The sequence below is a fragment of the Huijunlia imazamoxiresistens genome (assembly GCF_037132455.1).
GTDB lineage: Bacteria > Bacteroidota > Bacteroidia > Chitinophagales > Chitinophagaceae > Flavisolibacter > Flavisolibacter imazamoxiresistens.
This window is the reverse complement of the sequence record NZ_JBBBEI010000006.1, coordinates 50,921-75,702: the sequence shown is the minus strand read 5'-3', so window position 1 is coordinate 75,702 and position 24,782 is coordinate 50,921. Positions and strand designations below refer to the sequence as shown.

The window sequence follows — 24,782 nt, the reverse complement described above, 5'->3', positions numbered from 1 at the left end:
CGCCCCTTCATTTCTTTCCGTTCCCCTGCTCCTAATTTTCCACAAAATCAGCATGTTATGGCAACGATTCAAATGACCGCACAGGATTTTAAAGACAAGATCTTCGATTATACGGAGGGCGAGGAATGGCAATTCAAAGGACAGGTGCCTGCCATTATTGATTTTTACGCCGACTGGTGCGGTCCCTGCAAAGCAGTGGCTCCCGTACTGGATGAGCTTTCCAAAGAGTACGAAGGCCGCCTGGATATTTACAAGATCGACACCGACAAGGAGGAGGAGCTTTCCAGCCTTTTTGCCATCAGCAGCATCCCCACCTTCCTGTTCATTCCCGTGGAGGGAGCGCCGATGCTGCAACGCGGGGCGCTGCCGAAATCGGCCTTCAAGCAGGTGATCGAAGAACGGCTGCTGCAGGGAGCCGGCAAAGAAAAATAGAAGTATGATGATTCAATAGCAAAAGCCCTCCTGCAGCAGCGGGAGGGCTTTTTATTACAGGGGTTTAATCTGGATAAAAATAGTCTTTGGCGCTACTTCATCCCCCCCGAAATAAGGATAGAGCTGGTAACCGCTGGCGGTGGCGGTATTTTTTGCCCGGGGCAGGGTAACCGAAACGCCCTTTGCGGTGAAGATGTAGCTGTAGCCGGAGACCTTGATGCTGCAGGCGATCTCCTGGTTCAGCGGGACCGTCGTGATCTCTTTCGACTGGCGCAGGCCGTTTTTGTAGGCGTAAGCATACAGGCGCAGGGCGCCGTTGTTGTACGCCCAGCCAATGCGGGCGCTGTTGTATTCGTGATTGAGTCCCTCCGAAAAGCCGTACAACTTATTGATATCGTACTGGTTGACGGGGTCGATGGTCTTATAGACACCGGAGCTGTCGAAGCGAACGGAGAACTTTTGTGTCGACAGGGTCAGGAACTTGAAGGTGCTTTTATCGCAATAATGCTGGCCCGCCAGGATGGTGTACAGCGTATAGCCGGCGGCTACGACAGGGGCGGTGGAAGTGGTGGTGCCGGTGGCCCGGGTGGTAGCGGAAGCGATGTTGGCTTTGCTGGCGACGGCGCTGGCAGTGATGATTTCTCTATAGTCGGCTTGCTTGGTACAGGCAGCCAGGAAAAACAGGGCAGATGCTCCCCATAGGATGTTGCGGCTTTTCATGGTAATTGGTTTTTAGGATAATATCGGGTGGACGTTGGATAAAGGGCAGCCGTTCAGCTCCCTTCTGAAAGAACGATGCATAAAAGTTAAGCCAGGCCGTTTGCCTTCTATTGCCGCCGCTCCCTGTCCCGAAACGGCCCCGCATCCCCTGTTCCGGTGTCGGCGGCCTGCCCCATTCAAAAACCCTGCTCGCTGCGTACGGCTTACTGGCTGCTTGCCTGAACGGTTTTTCAGCAACAAGCCCCCGTTTGTGCGGGGGCTTGTTGCTGAAAAGGGTTTCCGTTTTCTTCTTTAGAGGCTCTTGATCTGGATGAAAACGTCGTGTGGCGCTGCCTCATCGCCCCCGAAGTAGGGGAACAGCTGGTAGCCGCTGGCGGTAGCGGTATTTTTCGCCCGGGAGAGGGTTACCGAAACACCGTTTACCGTAAAGATGTAGTTATAACCCGACACCTTGATGCTGCAGGCGATCTCCTGGTTCAGGGGAACCGCCGTGATCTCTTTTGACTGGCGTACGCTATTTTTATAAGAATAGGCATACAGGCGCATCGCACCGTTGGTCCAGGACCAGCCGATACGGGCGCTGTTGTATTCGTGGTTCAGCCCTTCGGAAAAGCCGTACAGCTTATTGATGTCGTACTGGTTGACGGGGTCGATGGTTTTATAAATGCCGGAGCTGTCGAAGCGGACGGAGAACTTTTGTTCCGCCAGGGTAACGGGCTTAAAGCTGTTCTTATCGCAATAGTGCTGCCCGGCCTTGATGGTGTACAGCGTATAGCCGGTAGCTACGGCAGGAGCGGTGTACGTGGTCGTGCCGGTAGCAGGGGTGGCTGTGGTCGTAGTTGCTGCAACCGTATCCGTAGCGGTAGTTCTGCTGGTATCTGTAGGGTCAGTAGTCCTGCTGGTATCCGTAGTGGTGGTGCTCACTACTGAATCCACGCGGGTGGCGGTAGTGCCGGTGCCGGTTTCAAGGTTGTCGGACGATTTGGAGCAGGCGGCCAGGCACAGCAAGGCGGCGGCGGCCCATAGGGTTTTTGGGATTTTCATGGATAGGATTTATAGGATAATTCTTGGTCTGCGTATGGTAAAGGGTGATCGTTTTAAGCCCTTCGGGAAAAACGATGCGCAAAATTAAGCCCGGCAGTACAAATGGTAAAGGCTATTAAATTATAAATCTTATAAATACATAATGGTTTGTATTATCGTTAGGTAGATGCTCTTACCTTCCTGTACTGTCCTGCCCCTCCTTAAAAATTATAGGCAAAGCCGTTGCTGATGCTCAGGTTTATGTTGGGGGCGCCGGCGGCGGGGGCGGCATCGTAGAGGTAATTCCAGGCGGTGGTAATGGAAAAATGCTTCGTGGCTTTTACGTTCAGGTTCAGCTGGTGCAGGAACCGGAAGTCGCTGAGCTGCCGGAACAGGGGCTGGTAAAAGGCGGTGCTCACCACCTGGATCTGCTCCGTAGGCTTCCAGGTAAGGGAGAGGTAGCTGCTGCTGCGGATATCGTTGTGGACCACCGGGGGCTTGGTCTTTTCCTTTTCGTGCTCGAACATGGCCAGGGTGGCGGCATAAAGCTTCAGGCGGGGCTTGTCGTGCACCTTGAAACGGGGCCCGGTACCGGCCAGCACCCGCAGGTTGATGTTGGCCAGCACGTCCTGCTGCCACTGGTTGAAGGCCTCCCACCGCAGCCATTCGTTGACCTTGCGGTTGTAGCGCAGGTGGTAGAACATGTTGTTCGACAGTTTTTGGTTAAAGGTTTTCAGCAGGTTGTAGTTGGCTACCAGCAGGTACAGGTCTTTTTCCCTTTTATATTGCAGATGCGCATTGGCGTTGATGTTGAGGATCTGCTGGATGTTGCGGGTAAAGGAAAAGGAGGTGCCCATGCCGCCCTTCCAGCCCGTGGTATCGGAGGGCATGCGCTGCGATTCGATGTTGACCACCACCTGGGCCGAACAGGTAAGGGAAAAGACAACGGCCGCCAGAAAGCAAAATACACGGTTCATGGCCGCCAAGATACGCAGATCGGCAGGAAGCGGCCGGCCACAAGGATTAGAATAATGTTAGTAATAAAATGCATATAAGCGCAGGCATCATGTTCGTTGCTGTGGCCGCTGCCGTAACTGGCAGCCTCTTTGCAGAAAAAAGCGTGCGTAAAATCTGTATGTTATGAAGCCTGTATACTGGAAGTGGGGTGCAGCCGCAGGGGCTGCGGTTGTGGGAGCGGCGCTGCTGGATGCCCTGGTATTGGAGCGGTATTTTTTCCAGCTCAAGAAGATTCACATCGGCAACAAAGAAAGCCGCAGGAAGCTGCGGCTGCTGTTGCTGACGGACCTGCATTTAAAAGATTCCGTCTGGCCCTTCCATTCCCGCCTGGCCCGGAAGATCAACCAGCTGGCGCCCGACCTGATCCTCATCTCCGGCGATACCGTGGACACCACCGGCAAGGCCGCCACCGCCGACCGTTTTTTCGGGCTGCTGCATCCCCACCTGCCAAAAGCCGCCATCCTGGGCAACCACGACCACCTGGAGCCGGACAGCCTGGAGCGATTGAAAAGCGTCTTTCACAAGCATAACTGCCACCTGCTGGTCAACGACTCCAAATGCTTCGAAATCGACGGCGTACGCCTGACCGTGACCGGCGTCGATGACTTTATCGAGGGCTGTCCTTCCTTTACCGAGGCGGTCAAAGAGGTGGTCTGCGAAGACCATCATATCCTGCTGGTGCACAGCCCGCTGCAACAGGAAGGCGTACTAAAGGAACTCCGGCGGATCAATGAGACCCGGAGCGCCGACCGGCGCCTGAACATCGGCTACATCTTTGCCGGCCACAACCACGGCGGCCAGGTGCGGCTGCCCGGTTACGTGCCCGTATTGCCCAAATATTCGGGCAATTATGTCAATGGCTGGTACAACCGCCAGGCTCCCTACCTGTATGTCTCCCGGGGTTTCGGCACCACCGCCCTTCCCTTCCGCTTCGGTGCACGGGCGGAAGTGACGCTGTTCCATTACGGAGTGTGAGCGTTCCGGAGTTTACGGGTTTACAAGTTTACGCGTTCGTTCCTGAGTTCCTGAGTTGGGAGGATGGGTTTTAAAGGTTTCCTGGTTTATTGGGAAGCATAGTTTTCCTGAAGCTGTACTTCGAGGAGCAGGCGGTCCACCAGTTCCTTGCTCATGGAGCGGATGTTGTTGTTGTACTGCTCCAGGTATAGGCCGGTCATCTTCCGGGTCGATTGCAGCACCCGTTGCGTCACGGGCCGGTCCCTGTTGGGAATGCTGATCGTGCCCTTGCGGGTTTCTTTACCGTCCTTCAACAGCCGGTAGGAAACTACCATTTCCTCCTGTTTCGGTTCAATGGAGATCTGCTCCCAACCGGTGTACGCCAGCAGCAGGAAGATCATCACCCCCTTGTCCCTGAAGGAAAATACAGAAGGCATTTTTTCCAGGGTGAGTTCCAGCGTTTGCCCGTTCAGCTTTTTCCGCAATCCCTTGGTGTTGGCATAAGGCAGCAGGGCCGCACTCAGGTGGCTGGCGGGAATTTGCGGGTTCAGGGTAGAAACGGTGGAATAATCCCATTTGTAGTAAACCAGGGCGGGAATCAGTTTCCGGTCCCCTTTACGCGTATCCGACAGGCGGTCGCTGACCGGCAGGCTGCCGGTATTGATATGAATATAGTCGTTGCTTTTGATCTTTTGGGGTACTTCGCCGTATTGCTTGTCGATCCATTTGTCCATTTTCTTGGCAGTATAGCAACTGCTGGCGGTGAACAGCACGAACAGGAGCAGCACGGAGGTGGTCATCGGGGAAAGACGCAGGCGGAAAGCAGCCGGCTGCGTACGGGCGGGAGAACGCTTCATAAGGTATAGTTGTTTTGGTTTTGTTATTGAAACCCTTTCAATAACAGATGAGCAACGAAGTTAATGTAAGCTTTGCAAACTATCAAAGCTCATTGCCCTATTTTTAGGGGAAAAGCATGAGAAGATTGCTTGCCGCTTTGCTGGGCACCCTTTTTTTCCAAATAGCCCCGGCCCAGGGCTGGGTGGCTGATAACGGCGACGGCACCTACAAGAACCCGGTGCTCTATGCCGATTATTCCGATCCCGACGTCATTCGCCAGGGCGACGACTACTACATGGTCGCTTCCTCCTTTACCTGCCAGCCGGGCGTGCCCGTGCTGCATTCCAAAGACCTGGTCAACTGGACTCTTATCAACCACGTGTACACCTCGTTGCCGCTGGAGCGCTACAAAAAGCCCCAGCACGGCCAGGGCTCCTGGGCCCCTTCGATCCGCTACCACAATGGCCGCTTCTACGTGTACTTCTGTACCCCCGAAGACGGCCTGTTCATGGCCTCCGCTACCGATCCCGGGGGCAAATGGGACCTGCACCTGGTGCAGAACGTAGCCAACTGGGAAGACCCCTGCCCTTTCTGGGATGAGGACGGCCAGGCCTACCTGCTCCGCGGCAAAGTCGGCGCCGGCCCGGCCGTGCTGCACAAAATGTCGCCCGACGGCAAACGGCTGCTCGACAACGGTACCGTCATCTTCCAGGACGACAAGCGCCAGCCCGTGCTGGAAGGTTTCAAGTTTATGGAAAAGCGGGACGGCTACTATTATTTCTCTGCTCCTGCCGGCGGCGTGCCCGTGGGCTGGCAGTCGGTCTTCCGCTCCAAAAATATTTACGGCCCCTACGAGGATAAAGTCGTGCTGCAGCAGGGAAAGACCCCCGTCAACGGTCCCCACCAGGGCGGGCTGGTGCAAACCCAAAAGGGCGAATGGTGGTTCCTGCACTTCCAGGACAAGGATGCCTACGGCCGCATCGTGCACCTGCAGCCCGTGCGCTGGAAGGACGGCTGGCCCGTTATGGGCGTGGACGAGGACGGCGACGGTACCGGCGAACCTGTCCTTACCTACAAAAAGCCGGATGTAGGAAAGGTATACCCCGTCACCGTTCCGCAAACCTCCGACGAATTCACCGCCTCCGCCCTGGGCCTCCAGTGGCAGTGGCACGCCGCCCCCCAAAAGGACTGGTACCGACTGAAGGACGGAACCATTCGCCTGCAGGCAGTGGTAGCACCCACCGACGGCGGCAGCCTTTTTTATGCCGGCAACCTGCTGCTGCAAAAGTTTGCGGCCCCGGCTTTTACCGCCACCACGCAGCTAACGCTGCACGCCTCCCTTCCGGGCGAGCGGGCCGGCCTGGTGACCATGGGCAACTACTACACCTGCCTCTGCCTGGAAAAAACCGCCGCCGGTCACCGCCTGGTGCTGTACGAAGGAAAACGCGAAGGCCGCACCTACCTGCCTCCCCGTGAGCTGCTCCACCAGGAAGTATCGGCTACCACCGCCACCTTCAAGGTCCAGGTCTACGACAATGCCACCTGCTCCTACGCCTACAGCCTCGACGGTGGCGCCACCTTCACCCACATCGGCGACCGCTACAAAATAGAAAAAGGCACCTGGATCGGCGCCAAAACCGGCATCTTCTGCCTCAGTCCTAATCTTACAGGAACAAGGGCGTTTGCGGATTTTGATTATTTCCGGGTGAAATAAAGTTCCTGAGTTCCTGAGTTGTCGTAACTCCGGTAAGAACTCAGGAACTCTAAAAAGTCGTGGTCATATCCTCATCCACGCAAATAATGAAGTCGGCTTTGCGGCGGTTTTCGGGGAGCAGCTTGCCGGGGTCTTTCTGGGAGACGGTGGTGATGGTGGCATATTTGAGGTCGGGCCGGCTTTTTTTCAGGTACCACAGGATGCCCTCGTAGTTCTCGATGTGGTAGGCGCCGCTGTAGTGGAGAAAAAGGCTGCCGCTTTTGTAGTGGTGCAGGATAAAGTGCGCCATGGTGGCGTCTTTGATGGCCTGTGCCTTGGGGAAGTTGGCGCCGCCGTGGCCCGGCATCATCTGCAGCATGTTTTTATAGCCCGGGAGTTCGGGGTCGTAGGCGATGGGCAGGGGCGCTATCCAGGCCTTTTCCGCCGCGGGCAGGGTGTCCAGGGCTTCAAAGCCGCCGCGGGCCACCAGGGCGGCGTAGCGGCGCGGGATGTTGGTGGCGGCGAAGGAGAGGCGCTGTTCGCGGGCAAAGGTCACCAGCGGGGCGTAATCGGTGGAAAAGTTGTTCCAGAGGCGGGCTTTGGAAGCAAAGGCAGGCCCGTCGATCTTGCCTTGCAGGTATTCCTCGAGGGCCTCCTGGTTGTCGCGTTCGAGCATTTCGGCGCCCAGTGCCAGCGGGCGGCGGCCGAAGAAGTCCTTGGCCAGCTCCAGCTCCAGCCAGTGGGCAATGGGGTTGTTGTGCAGCTCGCCGAAAAGCACGATATCTTTTTCCCGGAGCACCTTGATCATTTTCGCATACCGCACCTTTTTGCCCTTGGCGGTGTACAGCACGTAGGCGGGTTTGTCCTGGCTGCGCCCCGGCAGCAAAAAGCCCATTCCCAGCAGGAACAGCAAGATTTTCTTCATAAAGGAAAAATATGAAATGTAAAGCTGTCCGCCATTCTACATTTCATATTTTACATTTTACATTCTACATTTATCGCCTTATGGGCACAGCGCAACATCCTACCTTCGACCTCGACTACCATTTTGAAGGCGGTAAAGACGTTTTTACCGTTTTCGAAAACCTCAAAAACTTCTACCGCCTGCTGCACGACTTCGACGCCTTCCTGCTCCAGAACATCCACCCCGAAATGAAGACCGAATATCGCCTGGAATCCGTCGCCTGCGACCCTATACGCACCCGTGTAACCCAGGTGCTGAAGGGCGTACCCGACTTCCTGCTCCTGTACCCCGAGGTGCCGCCCCTGCTCGACACCCTGCTGCTGCGCAGCAAGCTGTGGCTGCTGTATAAGTTGAGCGGCGCCGCCACCATCGACTCCAAGGCGCCCGTGGAAGCCCTGGCCGGCGAGATCAACAAAGTCATTTCCGAAGTGGGCCGCCTGTCGCACTCCATCGTGCATACCGTTTCGCCCCATGCCGTGCTCAATGCCCTGGACGACATCGCCCGGGAGGTCAACCGCCTCCCCCGCAAGGAAGCCTTCCGCTACCGCTCCGCCTTTGGTGAGGCCGTGGTAAAAGGGGGCATCGTCATCAACCGCCCGAAAATACTGGCCGAACTGGGACAGCGCACCGAAAGCAGCGAAACCCGTGAAGTGGTGAAGCCCAAGAAAGTGGACTTCGTAGGCGACTCCAAGTGGGAGTTCATCCTGAACGGCCGGACCGAGGAGATCAAGATCGAGGAAAAGGCCTGGCTGGAAGCCTACCACCGCCGCGAGATCGATATCGACCCCGGCGATTCGCTGCAGGTGCTGCTCCGCACCACCTACTCCTACAGCGCCAACTTCATGGAAACCCGCAAATCATTTATGATCACCCGCATATTAGGCGTCATAAAACCCGAGAGCAATGCACAACTGATGTTTTAGGAAAAAACTATTTCCTAACTTTCTTACATGTTCCCCCGCCGTTCCTTTCTTCAGAAGGCCGGAAGCTTTTCACTGGCCGCCCTTTTCGGTCCCTGGCTGCAGCCGGCCTGGAGCCGCGATTTGCAACGGGCCTTGCAGCAGGCGGCCGACACGCCCCCCGCGTCGCTGGCCTCCGACGAGGATTTCTGGCGCTATGTGCAACAGGCATATACCGTGTCGGCGGCCCTGGTCAATTTGAACAATGCCGGCATGGCCCCCGCGCCAAAGGTGGTACAGGAAGCTATGAAGCGCTACCACGATCTTTCCAATGAAGCTCCCAGCTATTTCATGACCCGCGTGCTGGACCTGGGCCGCGAACCCCTGCGCCGCAACCTGGCCGCCCTGGCCGGCGTCGGCGCGGAGGAGATCGCTCTCCAGCGCAATGCCACCGAAGCGCTGGAAACGGTGATCTTCGGCCTGCCCCTCCAAAAGGGCGACGAGGTGGTGCTGGCCCGCCAGGATTATCCCAGCATGATCAACGCCTGGAAGCAACGGGAACAACGCGACGGCATCCGCCTGGTGTGGGTGAACCTGCAGCTGCCCTCGGAAGACAACGACTACCTGGCAAAGGCCTATACAAGCGCTTTTACCGCCCGCACCAAAGTGGTGCAGGTGACCCACCTCGTGAACTGGAACGGGCAGGTGCTGCCGGTGAAGCGCATTGCCGATGCCGCCCATGCCCGCGGCATCGAGGTGCTGGTGGATGGCGCCCAGAGCTTTGCCCACCTGAAGTTTGCCGTGCCCGATACCGGGGCCGACTATTTCGGCGCCAGCCTGCATAAATGGCTCAGCGCCCCCATCGGCACCGGCCTGCTGTACGTGAAAAAGGAAAAGATCGGCAGGCTGTACCCGCTTTTTGCGTCTATCGCCCAGGGCGAAACCGATATCCGCAAGTTCGAGCACCTGGGCACACGCCCCTTCTTTATCGAGCAGGCCGTCGGCAAGGCGGTGGACTTCCACGACATGATCGGCGGACAAAGAAAGGAGGAGCGGCTGCTGTACCTGAAAAACTATTGGATGGAGCGGGTCGCAGGTTTTTCGAAAGTGCGGCTGGGCACCTCCCTCAAACCGGGCTTCGGCTGCGCCATCGGCCTGGTAAGCGTGGACGGCAAAGCCCCCCGCGAGCTGGAGGCTTTCCTGATGGACCACTACAAGGTGCACACCGTGGCCATCGACCAGGAAACCATCAAAGGCGTACGGGTGTCTCCCAACGTGTACACCACCACCAAAGAGCTGGACGTGCTGGTGGAAGGCATTCGCCATGGTGCCCGTACGGTGTAGCGTTTTTCATTCTTAAATTCGGTCTTAAACAAATGCATGCCATGAGCAAAAGATTTTTTCGTTCCCTGTTCTTCCTTCCCCTGTTGGCCCTGCCTTTTCTTTCTTCGGTAAAGACCTACGGCCAGCAGGAGCCGAAAGGCCGGGTGGAGCGCATCAAGGTGCACGGCAAAGGCCTGGAAGGCAACCTTGCCGGCGATCCCGCCGACCGCGACGTGTCGGTATACCTGCCCGCCGGCTATAACAAAGACCCGAAGCGCCGGTATCCCGTTGTGTACTTCCTGCACGGATTCACCGATGACGATGCCCAGTGGTACGGTTTCAAAAAACACTGGATCAACCTGCCGCAGATCCTCGACAAAGTATTCGCCTGGGGCGGCGCCCGGGAAATGATCGTGGTCACGCCCAACGCCTACAACCGCTTCCACGGCAGCTTTTACTCCAACTCGGTCACTACCGGCAACTGGGAGGACTTTGTGTCCAAAGAGCTGGTCGCCTCTATCGATGCCCGCTACCGCACCCTGGCAAGGCCCGAAAGCCGCGGCCTTTGCGGCCACTCCATGGGCGGTTATGGCGGCATGCGCATCGCGCAGAAGCATCCCGAAGTGTTTTCCTCGGTATACCTGCTAAGCCCCTGCTGCCTGCTGCCTGTGCCCAACAACCCGCCACGCCCCGAAGCCCTGGCCCGCCAGGACTCGGTAAAAACCGTCGCCGACTTTGAAAAGGCCGATTTCGGCACCCGCGCCGCCTTTGCTACCGCTGCTGCCTGGGCGCCCAATCCGCAAAACCCGCCGCTCTATCTCGATCTTCCTTACCAGAACGGCCAGTTGCAGCCCCTGGTGCAGACAAAGCTGTGGGCCAACATGCCGCTGGCCACCCTGGACCAGTACATTCCCAACCTGAAGCAGCTCCGGGCCCTGGGCTTCGACGCCGGCACCCAGGACGTGGCCATTGCCGCCGGTCTACGGGCCCTCGACAGCTCACTGTCGGTCTACAGCATCCCGCACCAGTTCGAGATCTACGAAGGCAACCATATCAACCGGGTGGGGGAGCGCATCGAACAAAAGATGCTCGGCTTTTTCTCGCAAAACCTGTCCTTTGAGGAAAGAAAGAAAAAATAAGCGATCAGCAACGGGCAATAAGCAATGAAAATTTTTCGCAAAGCAGGCATGCAAAAAAATAGTAAGCCGTGGCGGAGCTTCATCTTTAAGGGAAATATTAACTTGTAAGGAGAATGGATCAAGCCTAAGCCCGGACGTCATCACTTAAATCGGATAAGGATGTTAGGAGCCTCTGTAACCAGTAACAAAGCCCCCCTATCGGACCGGTTGCACCTTCCCCCGGTCGTTTTCGGTACCAGCGGATTGGGAAATTTATTTGTCGCCCTGAGCGCGTCCGAAAAACTTGGCATCGTCAAGGAATGCATACACCTGGGTGACGCCACCACCGTTTTTGATTCGGCCGGCAAATACGGCGCCGGCCTGGCCCTGGAGTCGCTGGGGCAGTGCCTGAAACGGTTAGGCGTACCGCCGGAGCAGGTGGTCATCAGTAATAAGCTGGGCTGGCTGCGTACCGAGCTGCAAGGCGGCCGGCCGCACCTGGAGGGCAGCCTGTGGAAGGACCTGAAGCACGATGCCGTTCAGCAGATCAGTTATGCGGGCATTATGGAATGCTACGAGCAGGGCAACGAGCTGCTGGACGGCTACACGCCCCGCCTGGTGTCGGTGCACGACCCCGACGACTACCTGGCCGGCGCCACCGACGAACGGCAGGCCGCCCGTTATTACGATGATATCCTGGATGCATACGCAGCGTTACACGAGCTGAAGCGCCTGGGCAAGGTGCAGGCCGTGGGCGCCAGTGCCCGGGACTGGCGGGTGCTCCGGCGCCTGGCGGCCGACGTGGACCTGGACTGGGTGATGCTGGCCAACAGCCTGACCCTCCGGAGCCATCCCAACGAGCTCCTGGCCTTTATCGGGGAGCTGGACCGCAAGGGCGTAGTGGTCATTAATGCGGCGGTCTTCCATTCGGGTTTCCTTGTCGGCGGCAGCTTTTACGATTACAAGCCCGTGGTGCCCGATACGCCCGGCGGCAGGGAGCTGTTCCAGTGGCGGGCCGATTTTTTCCAGTTGTGCAGCTCCTACGGCATCAAGCCCGCCGAGGCCTGCGTGCAGTTTGCCTATAAGGTACCCGGTGTCAAAAGCATTGCCCTGAACACCAGCCGTCCGAAGCGCGTACGCGAAAACGTGCAATTGACGGCCGCAAAAATTCCCCGCGAATTCTGGTATGAAATGAAGGCCAAAGGGTTGATCCATAAAGGCTACCCTTATGTATAACCTCACCCCTAATCCTTCATGTTCATCAAATCGATCATCAAATTGAACGAGTCGATCGAGCCGGGGTTGTTGATTTTAAAAGGCTTGACGATATAGCCCGAGACGCCCAGCTGGCGGGCGGCGGTGCGGTCCACCGCTTCGTCCGAGGTGGTGATGATAAAGCACTTCAGGTGCTTCCACTCCTCGTTGTTCCGCAGCACGCTTAAAAACTCCAGGCCGTTCATTTTCGGCATGTTGACGTCGATCAGCACCACGTCGGGCAGCCGCTCGCCATAGGTGTTGCTGGTGCGCTCTAAAATAGCAAGGGCTTCCACCCCGTTCTTGGCGATCGTCAGCCGGTAGAGGATATTCATTTTGTCCAGGGTGCGCTGGATGTCGATGATGTCCAGGCTGTCGTCTTCGAGGAGTAAGATGTGAATCACTTTCATGGTGCTATGCTTCGTTTGACCAGGTGAATGAAAATATGGATCCCCGGCCCGGTTCCGACTCCAGTCGGATGGTTTCCTTGCGTTCGTCGAGGATCTTTTTAACGATGGCCAGCCCTACGCCGGTGCTTTCAAAGCTGTCGCGGTCCTGCAGGGTCTGGAAAATGGTAAAGATCTTCTGGTGGTAGATCTTGTCGATGCCCGGTCCGTCGTCCTCCACGAAAAACTCCAGGCGCTGGCCGGACCGTTTGTAATAAATTTTTATCTCCCCTTCCGCCTTGTCGTGGTGCTTGCTGGCATTGCTGATGAGGTTTGAAAATACCTGCAGCAGCGGAAAGCGGTGGGTGTACAGCACGGGCAGGTTCTTTTGCACCGACAGGCGGATGTGGGGGCTCAGGCCGTTGGTTTCGGCGATCTCGCGGATCAGGGCATTCACGTCCACTTCTTCCTTCAGCGTTACCTCCCGGTCCACGCGGGCATAGGACAGCAGGCCCTGGATCAGGTTCTCGCCCCGTGACAGGCGGCCCTTGATCATGGAGAGGTACTCGTTCATTTTCGGAGAAATCTCGGCGGCATGGTCCTCCTCGATCCAGGAGATCACGTTGCCGATGCCGCGCAGCGGCGCCTTCATGTCGTGCGACACCACGTGGGCAAACTGGTCCAGCTCCTGGTTCTTCCGTTTCAGCAGCGAGATGTTCTCGCTCAGCACGCTGGCCATGTGGTTCAGCGAGCGGGCCAGCCGGCTCAATTCGTCACGGCCCGTATCCTTCATGTGTACCTCGTAATTGCCCCGGGCGATGCTGTTGGCCATGTTCACCATTTTGGTGATCCGGTGCGAGAGGCTGAAGGCCAGGATGCCGGCGATCGCCAGGCCCGCGATGATGGAAAAGGAGGTCAGGTAAAAGGAAAGGTTCCGGGTTTGCTGGATCGATAGGGCCAGCCGTTGCTTGTTCTGGTCCCGGGCCCCGTATTCGTTGTTGCTGAATTCCTTCAGCTTGTCCTGGAGTTCCAGGTGGATGCCCCGTTCGCGGCCCGAGATCAGCCGGTCGCGGTATAATTTGTTAAAGGCCGCCAGGCTGCTGTCCGATACGCCGGAAAGTTGTTTGGCCTGCCGCAGCGGTTCGGCGATCTGCTCCGTCCAGCTGTTGTGCAGCACCTGGATCTGGGCCAGCAGCCTGCCCTGCTCCGAGTCGGCGGGCACCAGGGCCGACAACTCCCGCAGGATGGTCTGGTTTTCCTGTTCCGTAGATTCGTAGGCCTGGATGAAATCATGCTCGCCCGTCAGCAGGTAGCCCCGCAGGCCGCTCGACATGTTCAGGGTATTGCGCTGCAGCCGCGTAGCGTTCCGGGCGATGGCGGTGGACCGGGAAAAGAATTCCGCGTTCTCTTTCACCTCCTCCGATTGCCGAAAATTGATGTAGGTGGTAAAGGCAAACAGCAGCAGGATGAAGAGGAAACTTAAAAATATATAGTGATAAATTTTCATTTGTTGGCAGCCCGGGCATACCAAAAATACCCATGGGCAAGTTAAGTTGGGCACAAAGAGAAGAAACAAAGAAACAGGACCGGATTAAAAAAGGATTAGATTCTTGCCGGAGCCGCCGCTGGGAAATTGCCCAACTGCCTGTGTTGCCGCAAATTGTATATTTAAGAAAATTTTTTTTTGATGTTTTCCCGTAGTTTCAGGGGGCACTTCCTGCCTGTTTTAACACTTGTTATCCGCATACCGCTATCTTATTAATCATTTTTAGATTATGATTAATCTTATTTTGAATCTTTTTCAGTAGGTTTGAACTCTTCAATTTACCCTTTACATGAAAGCCGAACACCGACGTGCCAACGAAACGGAAGCACCGCTTCCTGCAGAGACAACCGATTTGGGCAGCCAGGCAATAGAGGAACCCACCAGTGGGACGATTGCCAAAGCGCCAGCTCCGCCAACCGTCATTGCTACCCGCTATGACGAAGACTATGATCATGGGATCGACAGCCGTGAGCTGCTCAGCATATTGTCCGAAGTGAAGAATGGGAACTTCGGCGTGCGCATGCCCATCGACCGGGTGGGCATCAGCGGCAAGATCTGCGATACCCTGAACGAGATCATCGCCCTGAACGAGATCCTGATGCTCGAGCTGACGAGCGCCAACAAGATCATCGGCAAGGAAGGGCAGCTCACCCACCGGGTGGAGATCCCCAAATTCGCCCGCGGCGCCTGGCGCACCGGCGTGGACTCCATCAACAGCCTCATTTCCGACCTCGTACACCCCACCATTGAGATCGCCCAGGTGATCCACTCCGTGGCCAAGGGTAACCTGTCGCAGGAAATGCCCCTCCAGATCGGCAACCACCAGCTGCAGGGGGAATTCGCCCGCATCGCCACGGAGGTGAACGACATGGTGAAGCAGCTGAACCTCTTCTCCCGCGAGGTGACCCGCGTGGCCCGCGAAGTGGGATCGGAAGGTAAGCTGGGGGGCCAGGCCATCGTAAAAGGCGTGGCCGGCGTGTGGAAAGACCTGACCGACTCGGTAAACCAGATGGGTAGTAACCTGACCGCCCAGGTGCGGAACATCGCCGAAGTAACCACCGCGGTGGCTAAGGGCGACCTTTCCAAAAAGATCACCGTGGACGTGCAGGGCGAGATCCTCGAGCTGAAAAACACCATCAACACGATGGTGGACCAGCTGAACTCCTTCTCCTCCGAGGTGACCCGTGTGGCCCGGGAGGTGGGTACCGAGGGTAAGCTGGGTGGCCAGGCCGAGGTGCAGGGCGTCGGCGGTACCTGGAAGGATTTGACCGACTCGGTGAACCAGATGGCCTCCAACCTCACCGGCCAGGTGCGCAACATCGCCGAGGTAACGACCGCCATCGCCAACGGTGACCTTTCCAAAAAGATCACCGTGGACGTAAAAGGCGAGATCCTGGAGATGAAGAATACCCTCAACACCCTGGTAGACCAGCTGAACTCCTTCTCCGCCGAGGTGACCCGCGTGGCGCGGGAAGTGGGCTCGGAAGGAAAACTGGGCGGCCAGGCAACGGTAAAAGGCGTAGGGGGCGTGTGGAAGGACCTTACGGACTCGGTGAACCAGATGGCCTCGAACCTGACGGCCCAGGTGCGCAACATCGCCGACGTAACGACGGCGGTGGCCTCGGGTGACCTTTCCAAGAAGATCACCGTGGACGTGCAGGGCGAAATTCTGGAATTAAAGAATACGATCAATACGATGGTGGACCAGCTGAACTCCTTCGCCTCCGAGGTGACCCGTGTGGCCCTCGAAGTAGGTACGGAAGGAAAGCTGGGCGGCCAGGCAAAAGTGCAGGGTGTGGGAGGTACCTGGAAGGACCTTACGGACTCGGTGAACCAGATGGCCTCGAACCTGACGGCCCAGGTGCGCAACATCGCCGATGTAACCACCGCGGTAGCCAACGGTGACCTGTCGAAAAAAATTACGGTAAACGTAGAGGGCGAGATCCTCGAGCTGAAAAATACCATCAACACGATGGTGGACCAGCTGAACTCCTTTGCCTCCGAGGTGACCCGCGTGGCCCTGGAAGTGGGTACCGAGGGGAAACTCGGTGGCCAGGCCAAGGTAAAAGGCGTGGGCGGTACCTGGAAGGACCTGACCGAATCGGTAAACCAGATGGGATCGAACCTGACGGCCCAGGTGCGGAACATTGCCGAGGTGACTACGGCGGTGGCCAAGGGCGACCTTTCCCGCAAAATTACCGTGGATGTAAAAGGCGAAATTTTGGAATTGAAAAACACCATCAACACGATGGTGGACCAGCTGAACTCCTTTGGCTCGGAAGTAACCCGGGTGGCCCGCGAGGTGGGCTCCGAAGGGCAGCTGGGCGGACAGGCCGACGTACCGGGCGTGGAAGGCCTCTGGAAGGACCTGACCGACTCGGTAAACAAAATGGCCTCGAACCTGACCTCCCAGGTGCGGAACATCGCCGAAGTAACCACCGCGGTGGCCAACGGTGACCTTTCCCGTAAAATCGAGGTGGACGTAAAAGGCGAGATCCTCGAGCTGAAAAATACCATCAACACGATGGTGGAACAGCTCCGCGCCTTCGCCTCCGAAGTAACCCGTGTGGCAAGGGAAGTGGGTACGGAAGGGAAGCTGGGCGGCCAGGCCAACGTACCCGGTGTCGGCGGTACCTGGAAGGACCTGACCGACTCGGTAAACCAGATGGCCTCCAACCTGACCGGCCAGGTGCGCAACATCGCCGAGGTGGCCATTGCGGTGGCCAACGGCGACATGTCGAAAAAAATTACGGTGGACGTACGCGGCGAGATCCTGCAGCTGAAAGAAACCCTCAACACGATGGTGGACCAGCTGCGTGCCTTCGCCTCGGAAGTAACGAGGGTGGCCCGGGAGGTGGGTACCGACGGTAAGCTGGGTGGCCAGGCCTTCGTGCCGGGCGTTGCCGGCACCTGGAAGGACCTGACCGACTCGGTAAACCATATGACCGGTAACCTGACCTCGCAGGTGCGGAACATTGCCGAGGTGACCAAGGCGGTGGCCTCCGGTGACCTTTCCAAAAAAGTGACCATCGACGTAAAAGGCGAGATCCTTGACCTTAAATATACCATCAACACCATGGTGGACCAGCTGAACTCCTTCGCCTTCGAGGTGACCCGCGTGGCCCGCGAGGTGGGAACGGAAGGAAAGCTGGGCGGGCAGGCCGAGGTACAGGGCGTTGCCGGTACCTGGAAGGACCTGACCGACTCGGTGAACATGATGGCCTCGAACCTCACCAACCAGGTGCGGGGCATCGCCAAGGTAGTGACCGCGGTGGCGACCGGTAACCTGAAACAAAAGCTCTCCATCATCTCGCAGGGCGAGGTGGCGCAGCTGACCGAAACCATCAACGAAATGATCGACACCCTGGCCACCTTTGCCGACCAGGTAACCACGGTGGCCCGCGAGGTGGGTGTGGAAGGACGACTGGGCGGACAGGCCTCGGTGCCGGGCGCCTCGGGAACCTGGAAGAACCTGACCGAGAACGTGAACCAGCTGGCGGAAAACCTCACCACCCAGGTACGTGCCATCTCGGAAGTGGCCTCGGCGGTAACCAAGGGCGACCTGACGCAGATGATCCGCGTGGCGGCCAAGGGCGAGGTGGAAGAGCTGAAAGATACCATCAACCAGATGATCGCCAACCTGAAGGAAACCACCCTGCTCAACCAGCAGCAGGACTGGCTGAAATCGAACCTGGCGAAATTTACCCAGATGCTGCAGGGCCAGAAAGACCTCAACACGGTAACCCGCCGCATCCTCTCCGAACTGGCCCAGGTGGTGAACGCCCAGCAGGGCATGTTCTACATCCTGGAACAGGACGAGAACTTTGAAAATAAAACCCTCCGGCTGTTTGCGGCCTATGCCTACAGCAACGAGCTCGAGCTGAACCGCGAGTTCCAGCTGGGCGAAGGGCTGGTGGGCCAGGTGGCCCTGGCCAAGGAGCGGATCCTGCTCACCAACGTGCCGGAAACGTATTTTAAAATAGGCTCCGGCCTGGGCGAGGCCCTGCCGGTCAGCGTGATCGTACTGCCGGTATTGTTCGAAAACCAGACCAAGGCGGTGATCGAGCTGGCCTCCTTCGACCGCTTCAGCGAGATCCACCTGAACTTCCTCAGCCAGCTGACCGAAAGTATCGGCATCGTACTGAACACCATCGAAGCCAACTCCCGTACGGAGGCGTTGCTGGAACAGTCGCAGTCGCTGACCGAGGAGCTGCGCCGGGCGAACGAAGAGCTGCAGGACAAGGCCCACCTGCTGGTAAAACAAAAAGAAGAAGTGGAAGGCAAGAACAAGGAGGTGGAAGAAGCGCGGATGTCGCTGGAAGAAAAAGCCAAGCAGCTCCAGCTTACTTCCAAGTACAAATCCGAGTTTCTGGCCAACATGTCGCACGAGCTGCGTACGCCGCTGAACTCGCTGCTGATCCTGGCCCAACAGCTTTTTGAAAACCAGGAAGGCAACCTGTCCGAAAAGCAGGTACGCTACGCCAAGACCATCCACAGCTGCGGTGACGACCTTATCCAGCTGATCAACGATATCCTCGACCTGTCCAAGATCGAATCGGGCTATATCTCCACCGACTTTATCAAGGTACGCTTCAACGAGATCGTTTCCTTCGTGGAATCGACCTTCAAGCACGTATCCGAGTCGAAGAGCCTGCGCTTCACCATCGAGGTGGACAGCAGCCTGCCCGACATCATCGAAACCGACGTGCAGCGCCTCAACCAGATCCTCAAGAACCTGCTGTCCAACGCCTTCAAGTTTACCGAGAAAGGCGACGTGAAGCTGCGGATCTACGAGGCGAAGAACAACTGGAAGAGCGCCCTCTCCAATCTCGACAACGCCGGTAAGGTGGTGGCCTTCGAGATCCGGGATACGGGCATCGGCATTTCCAAGGACAAACAAAACATCATTTTCGAAGCCTTCCAGCAGGCCGAAGGCTCTACCAGCCGCAAGTACGGGGGTACCGGCCTGGGCCTCTCCATCAGCCGCGGCCTGGCCGACCTGCTGGGCGGTTCCATCGAGCTGGACAGCGTTCCGGGCAAGGGAAGTACCTTCACGCTCTTCCTGCCGCTCGAATACACCGGCGGCCAGCTGCGCAAGGAAAAAGGCACCAGCCTGCAGGTGACCGAGTACAAGATTGCCGATACCGACGAGAACATTCCCATCCAGTCGGTACCCACCATCAAGGTGGCGGAGACCAAGGACCTGAACGTGCTCAACGAGATCATCAACGAAACCGGCGACGACCGCAACAACATCGGCGGCAGCGACAAAGTGGTGCTGATCGTGGAGGACGACCTGCGCTTTGCCCGGATCATGATCGACAAGGCCCATGAGCTGGACCTGAAGGCCGTGGTGGCCACCAGCTTCGGCGACGTGTTCGAGCTCACCAACAAGTACAACCCCATCGCCGTGACCCTCGACGTGAAGCTGCCGGATGCCAGCGGCTGGCGCGTGCTCGACCTGTTCAAGAACGACATCAACTTCCGCCATATACCGGTGCACCTGATCTCGGGCGAGGAAAACCGCCAACTGGCGATGCAGCGGGGCGCCCGCAGCTTCAACCAGAAGCCGCTGACCGGCGAGATCCTTGCCGACCTGTTTGCCGACATCATCGCCTTCCACGAGCGGAAGACGAAAAGCCTCCTGATCGTGGAAGACAACGACCTGGAAGCGGAACTGATCACGGAGCTGGTGAACAACGGCGACATGATGGAGATCGAAGTGGCCCGCACCGGCCGGGAAGCCCTGGAGCTGGTGGCCGCCAAGGAGTACGACTGCGTCATTTCGGACTATACCCTGCCCGACATCGCGGGCATGGAGTTCATCACCCAGCTCCACTCGGTGAAGAAAAGCCCGCTGACCGCCCTGGTGCTCTATACGGCCAAGGACTTCTCGCCCCGCGAACGTACCCTGCTGAAGCAGTATGCCGGCAGCATCCTGCAAAAGGGCGTACATTCGCTGGACGCCCTGCTGGAAGAAACCGTCATGCACCTGCACATCGACCATAAGGACCTGCTGCCGGAAAAAAGAAGGATCATCGACAACCTGCGCTCCCGCGAGGACGTGCTGGCCAACAAGAACGTGCTGGTAGTGGACGACGACGTGCGGAACCTGTTTGCGCTGACCACCGCCTTTGAACGCTACAATGTGAACACCATCACCGCCGAAAGCGGGCAGGAGGCCATCAACATCCTGAACGAGCGGAATCATATCGACATCGTGCTGATGGACATCATGATGCCCGAAATGGACGGCTACGAAACCATGCAGAAGATCCGCAGGGAGCACAAGAACAGCAACCTGCCCATCATCGCGGTGACGGCCAAGGCCATGAAGGGCGACCGGGAGAAATGCATCGAAGCCGGCGCTTCGGATTATATAACAAAACCTGTGAAGATCGACCAATTACTGTCGCTGATGCGTGTGTGGTTGTATAAATAAGTAAGATGCAGTTAACAACAAGCCTGATGAAGAAACCAGAGATCAAGATACTGGTGGTGGACGACCGGGAAGACAACCTGCTTTCCATTGAAACCATCCTGGAACGGGATGGCTATACCCTGGTGAAAGCGACTTCCGGAAGGGCCGCCCTGAAGATCTTGCTGCAGGACCAGGATTTTACCCTGATCCTCATGGATGTGCAGATGCCAGGCATGAGCGGACTGGAAACAGCGGCGTTGATTTACGAACGTGATAAGCTGAAGCATATTCCTATTATTTTCATTACCGCCTTCAACTACGACGAAGGCTATATTTACCAGGGCTACCGCAACGGGGGCGTGGACTATATTTACAAGCCCATCAACCCCGAACTGTTGCGCATGAAGGTGAGCGTATTCGTGGAGCTGTACCGCAAAACCCACGAGCTGCTCCAGCACGAGAAAAAGCTGCTGGCGGCCAACGCCAACCTGGCCCGGGAAATAGAGGAACGGAAGCTGAACGAAGAAAAGGTCCGGCAGCTCAACCAGCAGCTGATGGAAAAGAACGCGCACCTGAAGTCCACCATCGAGGACCTCGACCGCTTTGCTTACGTAGCCTCGCACGACCTGCAGGAGCCGCTGCGCAAGATCACCCTGTTCAGCGACCGCATCACCATCAAGTACAAGGACCAGCTGGATGAAGGCCTGAGCAGCAACCTGGAAAAGATCACCCAGGCGTCCAAGCGCATGAACCTGCTGATCCGCGACCTGCTAAAGTTTTCGCGCAACACCATCCGGCTGAGCGATTTCCAGTACATCAACCTCAACGACCTGGTGCAGGACGTGCTGGCCGATATCGAGGTGGAGATCGAAAAGTCGCAGGCGATCGTGGAGGTGGTGGACCTGCCCCATGTGTGGGGCGTGCCCAGCCAGATGCAGCAGCTGTTCCAGAACCTGATCCACAATGCCCTCAAGTTCCGCAAAAAAGAGGTAAAGCCGCAGATCCGCATCTATGCCGATTGCGTGGAGGCGCAGGCCCTGTTCGATGACGACCGGCGCCAGGAGGACGGCCGGTTTTACCGGATCTATGTACAGGACAACGGCATTGGCTTCGATCCGAAGTACGCCCAGGAGATCTTCGTGGTCTTCAAGCGCCTGCACAACTACCAGGAATACGAGGGTACCGGCGTGGGGTTGTCCATCTGCAAAAAGATCGTGGAAGGCCATAACGGTATCATTAACGTGCAGAGCAAGCCCAACGAAGGAGCCACATTCATCATTTGTATCCCGGAAAAGGTTTCCGGGTTGGTATCGGTAGCATAGGAGATTTCGGATTTCGGATTTCGTCTCGCCTGAGGCGAGATTGAAAGGAGATAATGTTTTACATCATAGAAAGCCCCCGAATTTCGGGGGCTTTTTTTATGAGCCTTATTTCAAGTTCAGGATGTATTTTAAAGTGAAAAGCTCCTTTGGAGCAACAGCAGGATGAAGCGTCCTTCCCCGGAATACAATTCCGGTGTACGTGGGTCGCCTTAGTTATGTCCTGCGATTATTTCCGGTTGCCTGCCTTTGGGGTAGTGACAAAAGCCTTTCTCAATGGCCACAGGAACTTTTCAGAACACGGAGGGACAACGTACCCCGGAATTGCATTCCGGAGAAGTTCACTTCATCCTAAGATACTTAATAGGCCATGGTCCTTTATCCGAAATCTCCTATTTGATCACTGTCATTTTCCGGCTTTGAACCGTTTGATTATCTACGATCAAAGAATAGGTGTACTGGCCGTTTTCAAGCCCAGAGGCATCGAGCTGTACGAGGCCGGAAGCGTCCAGCCGAAGCTGTTTCACTACCCGTCCCAGGTTATCCGTAACCACCAGCTGCGCTATCCGCGCTCCCTGCGGTAAGGTGTAGCGGATACGGGCATCCGTCCGTACCGGGTTGGGACTATTCTGGTCCAGCAGGCCGGTGAGGGTATTGTCGGCCGTGGGGCCCTGTTGTGCCTTTTTCAGCTCGTCCAGTTGTTGCTGCAGCGCTTCATTCTTTTCCGAAAGTTCCTGGATGGCCCTGATCATCACCGGTATCAGCTCGATATAGTTGATGGCCTTGGTGGTGATCTTCTCTCCCGCTGCCGGCGGCTGTACCGTTGGGGCGGCGGGCGCCGGAACGAGCATTCCTTTTTCGTCCACTGTCGGGGCGGCCGGGAGGCTCTGCAGTTCCGGCGAAAGGTCGCTTTGCACCTCCCGCACCAGGGAAGGGAAGATTTCTTCCAGCTCCTGGGCCACCAGCCCGTAATGTTTGCCTTCCGGCAGGTGCAGGGCGGCCAGGCGTCCCTCCCTGCGGAACTCGTAACGGTGCGGTTTCAGCTGGCGCAGGATGTCCAGTGCGCCGGTCAGGTCTTCGATGTCGCGTTTTAAGTTTTGATCGCTGGTCTGGTAATTCCCATAAGCAATGACGTTGCCGTCGAACACACCCGCCCAGTTCTTGCTGGTCAGGCCGGTGGCCGCCCGGATGCCGTAGGAGGTGGCGGAGTAAAAGTAACCCCCGAGGTAATTGGTGCTCCGGCCGAGGGTGCCGATGCCGTTGGTGCTGAAGCCCGACACCCCGTAGGTGGTGGCGACGCCGTAAACGCCCGTGGTGGTACCGTTGCCCTGGACGCCGGTAGGGCCTGCCCCCAGGGTGCCGATGTTGTTGCTGGCGCCGTAAACGCCATACGTGCCGCCATTGCCGTAGACGCCCAGGTAGCTGCTCCAGCCGTCCACGCCGTGGCCGCCGCCGGTGCTGGTGCCATAAACGCCCGTGGTCTTGCCGCTGGCATAAATGCCATAGGTGGAACCGCTGCCGATAAAGCCTGCGCCGTTGGTATTGGAGCTGATGGTGCCGCCGTTGGAGACCGATATTCCCAGGCTGAACAGGCCCAGCCCTTCCACGTGCAGCTTGCTGAGCGGGTAAGTGGTGCCGATGCCCACGTTGCCGCCGACGTCGATGCGCAGGCGTTCGGCATTGTTGGCATACAGCCGCAGGGGCTGGTTGTTGGTGCTGCCCAGGATGGAGTTGGCGGTGACATTACCGTTGCCGGTCAGCACCCAGTCCTGTGCCTGGAGGGGCTGCAGCAGGGAAAGGGTGGCAAGGGTGGTGAGGACTGCCGGGAGGAAAAATAGACCTTTACGCATATAAAACGATTTACGGGTGAACAAAGGAGGTTCACGGAGGGGCATAGGGGAAGGAAGCGGTGCGGATAAGGCAGGGGTTTCCGCGGCTGACGCTGTTCCCGGGGGAGGGAGCGGTGCAGGCATTGGTTGTACCGGAGCCAACAGGCAAAGTTTCGAAAATTTATTGGATTGGCGGGAATTTAACGTCCTTTCCTTTTGCAGCTCTGCGCCTGGCGACAGCACGGCATTATTTTGGCGGCAATAAGGTCTTTGCTTCTTAACTTTCCTGTAAAGACATACCACCATGAAAAAAGCGCTATTGTTTCTGTTGCTGTTCCCGGCTGTTTTCGCCCAGGCGCAATCGCTGAAGGAGGCCCTGTACGGCGGCAAGCTGAAAAACCAGCCCGGCACCGTGATCCGCAAGGGCGAAGACCTGTCCACCAAGATCGATACCACCAGCCGGAAGGCTGCACCTGATTCCGCCATAGCCAGCACGGCACCCCTCGGCCAGGAACCTGCTGCCCCGGCCGCCCCTGCCGCACCGCCCGCAACGGCTGTTGCCGGCGCAAAGAAAAACGACAGCGTGCCGGCTGCAACCACGGAAACCGGGGCTCCCGTAGCGGATACGGCCCCGATGGGCGCGCCTGCTACCGTGGCAGAACCTGCTGCTGCCGAAACGGCCCCTGCCGATAACAAACCTAAGGACAACAATGCGGCCTGGAAGGACTATGTCAACGAGGTGGCCAAATCCGTAAAGACCGAAGTGCTTTCGAATAAAAAGATCAAGAAGGGCGACTATAACGTACTGATCCTTTATGTGATTGAAACCGATGGGCAGGTAACGATCAACGATGTGTCGGTTTCGCCCGAAAATGGATTTTTGCAGCAGCACCTGAAAAGCCGCTTCGTGGATACGCCCCGCCTGGAGCCGGTGTTGTCGGGTTCCGGCACGCCCCGCAAGGCCAACAAGCGCTACAGCTTTAACCTCACCAAGGAATAACCGCTACGGGTAACTGCCGGGAGCAATAGCTGCATCCGTTCATCCCG

19 protein-coding genes are annotated in these 24,782 nt (G+C 57.3%); 11 read left to right on the top strand and 8 right to left on the bottom strand.

All coding sequences use genetic code 11. The features are described from left to right. Window positions 1-57: 57 nt before the first annotated feature. Window positions 58-432 (top strand): thioredoxin, encoded by a 375-nt coding sequence (gene trxA, locus V9K67_RS09315; RefSeq protein WP_336721728.1) that lies wholly within the window; start codon window positions 58-60, stop codon window positions 430-432. 54 nt (window positions 433-486) lie between these two features. On the opposite strand, the gene V9K67_RS09310 is transcribed toward trxA, so the two are convergent. The 3 genes from V9K67_RS09310 to V9K67_RS09300 all read right to left on the bottom strand — a co-directional run bounded on the left by V9K67_RS09310 (window position 487) and on the right by V9K67_RS09300 (window position 3,152). After that, entirely contained in the window at window positions 487-1,152 is a 666-nt protein-coding gene (locus V9K67_RS09310; RefSeq protein ID WP_336721727.1) for a hypothetical protein, read from the bottom strand. A gap of 291 nt (window positions 1,153-1,443) precedes the next feature. After that, on the bottom strand, window positions 1,444-2,196 hold the full coding sequence (locus V9K67_RS09305) for a hypothetical protein (protein WP_336721725.1): 753 nt from the start codon (window positions 2,194-2,196) through the stop codon (window positions 1,444-1,446). Window positions 2,197-2,396: 200 nt separating this feature from the next. Further along, entirely contained in the window at window positions 2,397-3,152 is a 756-nt protein-coding gene (locus tag V9K67_RS09300) for a DUF481 domain-containing protein (RefSeq protein WP_336721724.1), read from the bottom strand. 163 nt (window positions 3,153-3,315) lie between these two features. Between V9K67_RS09300 and V9K67_RS09295 the strand changes: the two genes are divergently transcribed. Then, window positions 3,316-4,167: a metallophosphoesterase gene (locus V9K67_RS09295; RefSeq protein WP_336721723.1), complete on the top strand. Its 852-nt coding sequence runs from the start codon at window positions 3,316-3,318 to the stop codon at window positions 4,165-4,167. An 86-nt stretch (window positions 4,168-4,253) separates the two neighbouring features. Here the strand turns inward: V9K67_RS09295 and V9K67_RS09290 are convergent, their stop codons facing one another. Further along, a complete protein-coding gene (locus V9K67_RS09290) occupies window positions 4,254-5,003 on the bottom strand; it encodes a hypothetical protein (protein ID WP_336721722.1) in 750 nt (249 codons plus the stop codon). A 116-nt stretch (window positions 5,004-5,119) separates the two neighbouring features. On the opposite strand from V9K67_RS09290, the gene V9K67_RS09285 reads away from it, so the two are divergent. Then, complete coding sequence (locus tag V9K67_RS09285; RefSeq protein WP_336721721.1) at window positions 5,120-6,697, top strand: glycoside hydrolase family 43 protein; 1,578 nt, start codon at window positions 5,120-5,122, stop codon at window positions 6,695-6,697. A 49-nt stretch (window positions 6,698-6,746) separates the two neighbouring features. Here the strand turns inward: V9K67_RS09285 and V9K67_RS09280 are convergent, their stop codons facing one another. Next, window positions 6,747-7,601: a ChaN family lipoprotein gene (locus V9K67_RS09280; RefSeq protein WP_336721720.1), complete on the bottom strand. Its 855-nt coding sequence runs from the start codon at window positions 7,599-7,601 to the stop codon at window positions 6,747-6,749. A gap of 80 nt (window positions 7,602-7,681) precedes the next feature. Between V9K67_RS09280 and V9K67_RS09275 the strand changes: the two genes are divergently transcribed. The 4 genes from V9K67_RS09275 to V9K67_RS09260 all read left to right on the top strand — a co-directional run bounded on the left by V9K67_RS09275 (window position 7,682) and on the right by V9K67_RS09260 (window position 12,216). Beyond that, window positions 7,682-8,563, top strand: a complete 882-nt coding sequence (locus V9K67_RS09275; protein ID WP_336721718.1) for a hypothetical protein — start codon at window positions 7,682-7,684, stop codon at window positions 8,561-8,563. Between the two features lie 27 nt (window positions 8,564-8,590). Beyond that, window positions 8,591-9,883 (top strand): aminotransferase class V-fold PLP-dependent enzyme, encoded by a 1,293-nt coding sequence (locus tag V9K67_RS09270; RefSeq protein ID WP_336721716.1) that lies wholly within the window; start codon window positions 8,591-8,593, stop codon window positions 9,881-9,883. Between the two features lie 41 nt (window positions 9,884-9,924). Continuing rightward, a complete protein-coding gene (locus V9K67_RS09265; protein WP_336721715.1) occupies window positions 9,925-11,001 on the top strand; it encodes an alpha/beta hydrolase in 1,077 nt (358 codons plus the stop codon). 159 nt (window positions 11,002-11,160) lie between these two features. Then, entirely contained in the window at window positions 11,161-12,216 is a 1,056-nt protein-coding gene (locus V9K67_RS09260; RefSeq protein ID WP_336721714.1) for an aldo/keto reductase, read from the top strand. Window positions 12,217-12,224: 8 nt separating this feature from the next. Here the strand turns inward: V9K67_RS09260 and V9K67_RS09255 are convergent, their stop codons facing one another. Both V9K67_RS09255 and V9K67_RS09250 read right to left on the bottom strand, forming a co-directional pair. Then, complete coding sequence (locus tag V9K67_RS09255) at window positions 12,225-12,644, bottom strand: response regulator (protein WP_336721713.1); 420 nt, start codon at window positions 12,642-12,644, stop codon at window positions 12,225-12,227. Window positions 12,645-12,648: 4 nt separating this feature from the next. Beyond that, window positions 12,649-14,127, bottom strand: coding sequence for a sensor histidine kinase (locus V9K67_RS09250; RefSeq protein WP_336721712.1), 1,479 nt, complete (start codon window positions 14,125-14,127; stop codon window positions 12,649-12,651). 32 nt (window positions 14,128-14,159) lie between these two features. Between V9K67_RS09250 and V9K67_RS09245 the strand changes: the two genes are divergently transcribed. From V9K67_RS09245 to V9K67_RS09235, 3 genes are all read left to right on the top strand, one after another. Then, a complete protein-coding gene (locus V9K67_RS09245) occupies window positions 14,160-14,321 on the top strand; it encodes a hypothetical protein (protein ID WP_336721711.1) in 162 nt (53 codons plus the stop codon). A 134-nt stretch (window positions 14,322-14,455) separates the two neighbouring features. Beyond that, window positions 14,456-20,608, top strand: coding sequence for a HAMP domain-containing protein (locus V9K67_RS09240; protein WP_336721709.1), 6,153 nt, complete (start codon window positions 14,456-14,458; stop codon window positions 20,606-20,608). Window positions 20,609-20,613: 5 nt separating this feature from the next. Next, window positions 20,614-21,909, top strand: coding sequence for a sensor histidine kinase (locus tag V9K67_RS09235; protein WP_336721708.1), 1,296 nt, complete (start codon window positions 20,614-20,616; stop codon window positions 21,907-21,909). 389 nt (window positions 21,910-22,298) lie between these two features. Here the strand turns inward: V9K67_RS09235 and V9K67_RS09230 are convergent, their stop codons facing one another. Further along, window positions 22,299-23,756, bottom strand: coding sequence for a tail fiber domain-containing protein (locus tag V9K67_RS09230; RefSeq protein WP_336721707.1), 1,458 nt, complete (start codon window positions 23,754-23,756; stop codon window positions 22,299-22,301). Between the two features lie 283 nt (window positions 23,757-24,039). Between V9K67_RS09230 and V9K67_RS09225 the strand changes: the two genes are divergently transcribed. After that, on the top strand, window positions 24,040-24,735 hold the full coding sequence (locus V9K67_RS09225; protein ID WP_336721706.1) for a hypothetical protein: 696 nt from the start codon (window positions 24,040-24,042) through the stop codon (window positions 24,733-24,735). Window positions 24,736-24,782: the final 47 nt, after the last annotated feature.

Coding starts and splice junctions, on each gene's coding strand:
- V9K67_RS09225 (WP_336721706.1), top strand. CDS start 24,040: ATGAAAAAAGCGCTATTGTTTCTGTTGCTGTTCCCGGCTGTTTTCGCC.
- V9K67_RS09280 (WP_336721720.1), bottom strand. CDS start 7,601: ATGAAGAAAATCTTGCTGTTCCTGCTGGGAATGGGCTTTTTGCTGCCG.
- V9K67_RS09250 (WP_336721712.1), bottom strand. CDS start 14,127: ATGAAAATTTATCACTATATATTTTTAAGTTTCCTCTTCATCCTGCTG.
- V9K67_RS09305 (WP_336721725.1), bottom strand. CDS start 2,196: ATGAAAATCCCAAAAACCCTATGGGCCGCCGCCGCCTTGCTGTGCCTG.
- V9K67_RS09300 (WP_336721724.1), bottom strand. CDS start 3,152: ATGAACCGTGTATTTTGCTTTCTGGCGGCCGTTGTCTTTTCCCTTACC.
- V9K67_RS09295 (WP_336721723.1), top strand. CDS start 3,316: ATGAAGCCTGTATACTGGAAGTGGGGTGCAGCCGCAGGGGCTGCGGTT.
- V9K67_RS09265 (WP_336721715.1), top strand. CDS start 9,925: ATGAGCAAAAGATTTTTTCGTTCCCTGTTCTTCCTTCCCCTGTTGGCC.
- trxA (WP_336721728.1), top strand. CDS start 58: ATGGCAACGATTCAAATGACCGCACAGGATTTTAAAGACAAGATCTTC.
- V9K67_RS09245 (WP_336721711.1), top strand. CDS start 14,160: ATGGGCAAGTTAAGTTGGGCACAAAGAGAAGAAACAAAGAAACAGGAC.
- V9K67_RS09275 (WP_336721718.1), top strand. CDS start 7,682: ATGGGCACAGCGCAACATCCTACCTTCGACCTCGACTACCATTTTGAA.
- V9K67_RS09235 (WP_336721708.1), top strand. CDS start 20,614: ATGCAGTTAACAACAAGCCTGATGAAGAAACCAGAGATCAAGATACTG.
- V9K67_RS09310 (WP_336721727.1), bottom strand. CDS start 1,152: ATGAAAAGCCGCAACATCCTATGGGGAGCATCTGCCCTGTTTTTCCTG.
- V9K67_RS09260 (WP_336721714.1), top strand. CDS start 11,161: ATGTTAGGAGCCTCTGTAACCAGTAACAAAGCCCCCCTATCGGACCGG.
- V9K67_RS09240 (WP_336721709.1), top strand. CDS start 14,456: ATGAAAGCCGAACACCGACGTGCCAACGAAACGGAAGCACCGCTTCCT.
- V9K67_RS09255 (WP_336721713.1), bottom strand. CDS start 12,644: ATGAAAGTGATTCACATCTTACTCCTCGAAGACGACAGCCTGGACATC.
- V9K67_RS09285 (WP_336721721.1), top strand. CDS start 5,120: ATGAGAAGATTGCTTGCCGCTTTGCTGGGCACCCTTTTTTTCCAAATA.
- V9K67_RS09270 (WP_336721716.1), top strand. CDS start 8,591: ATGTTCCCCCGCCGTTCCTTTCTTCAGAAGGCCGGAAGCTTTTCACTG.
- V9K67_RS09290 (WP_336721722.1), bottom strand. CDS start 5,003: ATGAAGCGTTCTCCCGCCCGTACGCAGCCGGCTGCTTTCCGCCTGCGT.
- V9K67_RS09230 (WP_336721707.1), bottom strand. CDS start 23,756: ATGCGTAAAGGTCTATTTTTCCTCCCGGCAGTCCTCACCACCCTTGCC.